The 4,855-nt window shown below is 61.5% G+C and carries 4 protein-coding genes; 1 reads left to right on the plus strand and 3 read right to left on the minus strand.

Annotated elements, in window-relative coordinates; all coding sequences use genetic code 11:
• Positions 1 to 70 precede the first annotated feature (70 nt).
• Complete coding sequence (locus B0W55_RS28615; RefSeq protein WP_077049260.1) at positions 71 to 817, minus strand: 3-oxoacyl-ACP reductase family protein; 747 nt, start codon at positions 815 to 817, stop codon at positions 71 to 73.
• A gap of 126 nt (positions 818 to 943) precedes the next feature.
• Between B0W55_RS28615 and B0W55_RS28620 the strand changes: the two genes are divergently transcribed.
• Positions 944 to 1,870, plus strand: coding sequence for a LysR family transcriptional regulator (locus tag B0W55_RS28620; RefSeq protein WP_077049261.1), 927 nt, complete (start codon positions 944 to 946; stop codon positions 1,868 to 1,870).
• Between the two features lie 147 nt (positions 1,871 to 2,017).
• Here the strand turns inward: B0W55_RS28620 and B0W55_RS28625 are convergent, their stop codons facing one another.
• Complete coding sequence (locus tag B0W55_RS28625) at positions 2,018 to 2,746, minus strand: aspartate/glutamate racemase family protein (RefSeq protein WP_077049262.1); 729 nt, start codon at positions 2,744 to 2,746, stop codon at positions 2,018 to 2,020.
• Positions 2,747 to 2,803: 57 nt separating this feature from the next.
• Entirely contained in the window at positions 2,804 to 4,345 is a 1,542-nt protein-coding gene (locus B0W55_RS28630) for an NCS1 family nucleobase:cation symporter-1 (RefSeq protein ID WP_077049263.1), read from the minus strand.
• Between the last annotated feature and the right edge of the window lie 510 nt (positions 4,346 to 4,855).

The raw sequence follows: 4,855 nt of genomic DNA on the forward strand, positions 1-4,855 counted from the left end.
AACATACGCTGACTGACACTGCGCCTTCGCGAGCAAGCCCGCTCCCACATGTTTGACCGCGTTTAAGGCATCAGGCGCCAAAACCACCGTCGATGGTCAGGCTGGCACCGGTGATATAGCCGGCCTCAGGGCCGACGAGGTAGGCAACGAAGCTGGCAATCTCTTCAGCCTTGCCATAACGCCCCACGGCCATCAGCGGGATCAGGCTGTCGGCAAAGTCACCCTCGGCCGGGTTCATGTCGGTGTCCACCGGGCCTGGCTGCACGTTGTTGATGGTGATGCCCTTAGGGCCCAGGTCTCGGGCCAGGCCTTTGGTCAGGCCCACCAGCGCCGACTTGCTCATGGCGTACGGGCCGCCACCGGCGAAGGGCATGCGGTCTGCGTTGGTGCTGCCGATGTTGATCACGCGGCCGCCTTCGGTCATGTATTTGGCGGCGGCCTGCGTGGCGATGAACACGCTGCGCACGTTGATGGCCAGGGTCTGGTCGAAATCTTCGAGTTTGAAATCCTCCAGCGGTGCCACCGCCAGCACGCCGGCGTTGTTGACCAGGATATCCAGTTGGCCAAAGGCTTCGACGGTGCTGGTCACGGCGCTGCGGATGGCTTCGGCGTCGGCGCTGTCGGCCTTGATCGCCAGGGCTTTGCCACCCTGGGCGGTGATGCTGTTCTGCAACTCTTCGGCCTTGGCGGTGGAGCTGACGTAGGTAAAGGCGACTGACGCGCCTTCAGCGGCCAGGCGTTTGACGATGGCTGCGCCAATGCCCCGGGAACCGCCCTGGATCAATGCCACTTTGCCGCTGAGGTTCTGAGTAGTCATGTCTGTCTCCAAAGTCCCGAGGCGAAATGTCCCGGTTGATGGAGCCTAGTATCGATTGCCGATTACACCCTGTGTAGGCCTTGATTGCGATAGTCTGTGTAAACCATAAGTTTATAGTGGTGCGTCATGGAAACCTTCAGCAGTATCGAATGCTTTGTCCGCAGCGCCGAGGTCGGCAGCTTCGCCGAGGCTGCGCGACGACTCAGCCTGACCCCGGCGGCGGTAGGCAAGAGCGTCGCCAAACTGGAAGCGCGGCTAGGGGTGCGCTTATTCCAGCGCAGCACCCGCAGCCTGACGCTGACCGAAGCCGGGCAACTGTTTTTGAGCCAGGTCAGCACCAGCCTGACCACCATCCAGAACGCCGTGGCCCACCTGGCCAATGCCGAGGGGCAGCCGGTGGGGACCTTGAAAGTCAGCATGGGCACGGTGTTCGGGCGCTTGTATGTGGTGCCGTTGCTTGGCGAGTTTCTGCGGCGCTACCCGGCGATCAATCCCGACTGGCACTTCGATAATCGCCAGGTCGACCTGATCGGGCAGGGATTTGATGCGGCGATCGGCGGTGGCTTCGAGTTACCCCAGGGGGTGGTGGCGCGCAAACTGGCGCCAGCACACCGGGTGCTGCTGGCCTCGGCCGATTACCTGAAATCCCGCGAGCCCATCACTGAGCCAGAGGATTTGCAGCTTCATGACGGGATTCTGATCCGCTCGCCGCAAACCGGCCGAGTGCGTTCCTGGCAATTGATCGGGCGCAGTCCCCAGCACTGCCGGCCCTTGCTGCTCAAGGCGCGCATGACCATGAGTGATTCGGAGGCAGCCTGTGCCGCGGCCGCGCAGGGATTGGGCGTGGCGCTGGTGAGCATGCCGTTCGCGGTGAATTATCTGCAGGCGGAAACGTTGCAGCGGGTGTTGCCGGACTGGTACATCGATGATGGCAACATTTCGATCTACTACGCCGAACACAAACTGCTGCCGGGCAAGACCCGGGCGTTTGTCGATTTCATCATCGAGCAGTTTGCCGAGCAGGGGTTGGGGCGCAGGTTCAGTGCCGTTTGAGCCTGGCTTTAGACCGAGGAGCCCCCTTCGCGAGCAAGCCCGCTCCCACATTGGATCTACTTGGAACAGATATTGTGTGAACGGCAAGGATCCAATGTGGGAGCGGGCTTGCTCGCGAATGGGCCAACTCGGTCTAACGATGTGAACTCAACGCCCAAACCGCCCCGGCCAACCAATGATCTGCTTCGGCCGCGGCGTCGCGTAAGTGCGCACCTTGGACGTCGACAACCCCAACCGCACCAGCGACTCGGCGATGGTCACCGCTGCTGTCACGCCGTCCACCACCGGCACCCCGGTGCGGCGACGAATCTGCTCATCCAGCCCGGCCATGCCGCCGCAGCCCAGGCAAATCACCTCGGCCTTGTCCTGGCTCACCGCCAGTTCGGCCTGTTGCACAATGGCTTCCAGGGCGCGTTGCGGTTCGTGCTCCAGTTCCAGCACCGCCAGGCCACTGGCCCGCACTGAAGCGCAGCGATCCCACAGGCCCGACAGTTTCAGCCGATCCTCGATCAGCGGCACGGTGCGATCGAGGGTGGTGACCACCGAATAGGCGTGGCCGAGGAACATCGCGGTGCTCGCCGCCGCATCGGTGATGTCCACCACCGGCACATTGAGCAGCTCTTGCAGGCCTTCGCGGCCGTGTTCGCCGTAACCGGCCTGGATCACCGCATCGAACGGCTGGTCGTAGGACATCACCCGATCCATCACGGCAATCGCCGCCAGATAACTTTCGAAATTACCCTCGACGGAGTCGGCGCCGAAGTACGGGGTCAGGCCGACGATCTCGGTGCCGGGCAAGGCCACCGCCTGCGCTGAGCGGGCAATGGCCTGGGTGATGGATTCGGTGGTGTTGACGTTGACCACGAGAATACGCATGGGGAGTCCTTATAGCAGGGTGGTTCGGCGGCCCGACAGCGCCGGGCCGCGATGGAGTCAATGGCTGACGTTATCGACGGCGATGGCTTCGCCGCTGACGTCGGCGTAATGGGGTTGGCGTTTGGCGATGATCAGGTAAAGCATCCCGGCGATACCGGCGCCGATCAGCCAGGAGAACGGCGAAACCAGGTGGAAACCCGGCACCAGCGCCAGAACGATGGCGATCAGCGCGGCAGGCATGAACGCCGCCACGGCGCGCAGGTTGACCCCGCGGCTGTAGTAATACGCGCCATTCGGATCTTCGCTGTACAACTGCGGCACGTTCACCTGACCTTTTCGTACCAGCCAGTAGTCGACCATGATCACGCCATACAACGGGCCGAGCAGAGCGCCGAGGCCGGAGAGGAAGTACACGATCACCAGCGGGCTGTTGTAGAGGTTCCACGGCAGGATCAGCACCGCGATGGTCGCGCTGATCAGACCGGCGCGGCGGAACGTCAGGTATTTGGGCGCCAGGTTGCTCAGCACGAAGGCCGGGGCGACGAAGTTGGCCATGATGTTCACCGCCACGGTGACGATCAGGAATGCCAGGCAACCGAGCACCAGGAAGAAGGTGTTGGGGATCGAGGCGATGATCTCGGTCGGGCTTTCGATGATGTGGCCATTGATCTGGAATTGCGCGCCGCACAGCAGGACGGTGATCGCGGCGAACACCAGAATATTGACCGGCAGGCCCCAGAAATTACCGACCTTGATGGTCTTGCGGCACGGCGAGGAGCGGGCGAAGTCGCAGAAGTTGAGGATCAGCGTGCCGTAGATGGCCAGCCACAGCGCGCCGCCAGCAAAGATGTTGCGCCACATCTCGCCACCGGTCAGCGGTTCGCGGATCGACCAGGCGATGGTCGCATTGGCCTGCAAGTACATCCATGCGGCGAGGGCGGCGACGGTCAGCAGGATCACCGGGCCGGCAAATGCCTCGTAGCGCCGCACCATTTCCATGCCATAGGCGAGGATCGCCAGTTGCACGAACCAGATCGCCACGAAACACACCCAGCCCAGGGTCGACAGGCCAAGGATCGAGTTGTGGTCATAGTCGGCGAAGCCGGGATGGATCGCCGTCAGCAGAACCCGGAACACCACCGACGCCAGGTACGTCTGGATGCCGAACCAGGCGATGGCGATCACCGCGCGGATCAACGCAGGGATCTGCGCACCGTGGATGCCGAAGCTGATGCGGCTGATCACCGGGAACGGCACCCCGGTCTTTTGCCCCATGTAGCCGGACAGGTTCATGAAGCAGTACACCAGCGCTGCGCCGATACCGAGCGACAGCAGGATCTGCCAACCGCCAAGGCCCAGGGCGTACAGGCCGATGGCGAACGAGTAGTTGGCGATGTTGTGAACGTCGTTGGTCCACAGGGCGAAGATGCTGTACCGACCCCAACGCCGACCTTCGGCCTTGGTCGGTGCCAGGTCCTTGTTGTGCAGGCGCGGGCTCAGGACCACGGGGCAGTGCAGGGATTGATCGGTCGGGGTGGGGGAAGCGTGGGAGGAGGGCAGATCCAGCGCAATATTGTTATTGGAGAGACTTGTACGCATTCCGGCAGGCTCCTGATGCTCGACGCCGCGATGACTGTGCATGAGCGCCTGGCTCGGCAATCTTCGTCGCGGGTGGCGAATATCATTGGTTTCGGGGCATCTGCAGCCTGTACGGGATAGGGCGCTTCAGGCTTGCGGATCTAGGTGTGTGTATGTTTTGAGTTGATTGTATACAAAACATGTATGCACTTAAGCCAGAACCATGCCAGTCCAGGATCTATGAATTTTGCGACTGATTTCGTTTTGTTATGGATGGGCGCTAAGGCGCTGAAAATCGGGCGATATAAACTGACCGATTGCGCAGGTAATTATTTTTCGGCGGGATGGGCGGGGAACCGCTTCGGCGGTGATGCAGCTAGGAAAATGTAACTTTTCAGGGCGCGGAAACAAAAAGTGCACACATAAATGGCACCGATGGTGACATTCGTGTGTACACATTTTTTTTGCACCACACACCTATCCAAATGTGGGAGCGGGCTTGCTCGCGAAAGCGCCGTGTCAGTCGAAGCA

Source organism: Pseudomonas sp. KK4 (assembly GCF_001984065.1).
Lineage (GTDB): Bacteria > Pseudomonadota > Gammaproteobacteria > Pseudomonadales > Pseudomonadaceae > Aquipseudomonas.

What these genes read in the sequence shown, in the direction of transcription:
- B0W55_RS28620 (WP_077049261.1), top strand. Translation starts at nt 944, where the DNA reads ATGGAAACCTTCAGCAGTATCGAATGCTTTGTCCGCAGCGCCGAGGTC.
- B0W55_RS28615 (WP_077049260.1), bottom strand. Translation starts at nt 817, where the DNA reads ATGACTACTCAGAACCTCAGCGGCAAAGTGGCATTGATCCAGGGCGGT.
- B0W55_RS28625 (WP_077049262.1), bottom strand. Translation starts at nt 2,746, where the DNA reads ATGCGTATTCTCGTGGTCAACGTCAACACCACCGAATCCATCACCCAG.
- B0W55_RS28630 (WP_077049263.1), bottom strand. Translation starts at nt 4,345, where the DNA reads ATGCGTACAAGTCTCTCCAATAACAATATTGCGCTGGATCTGCCCTCC.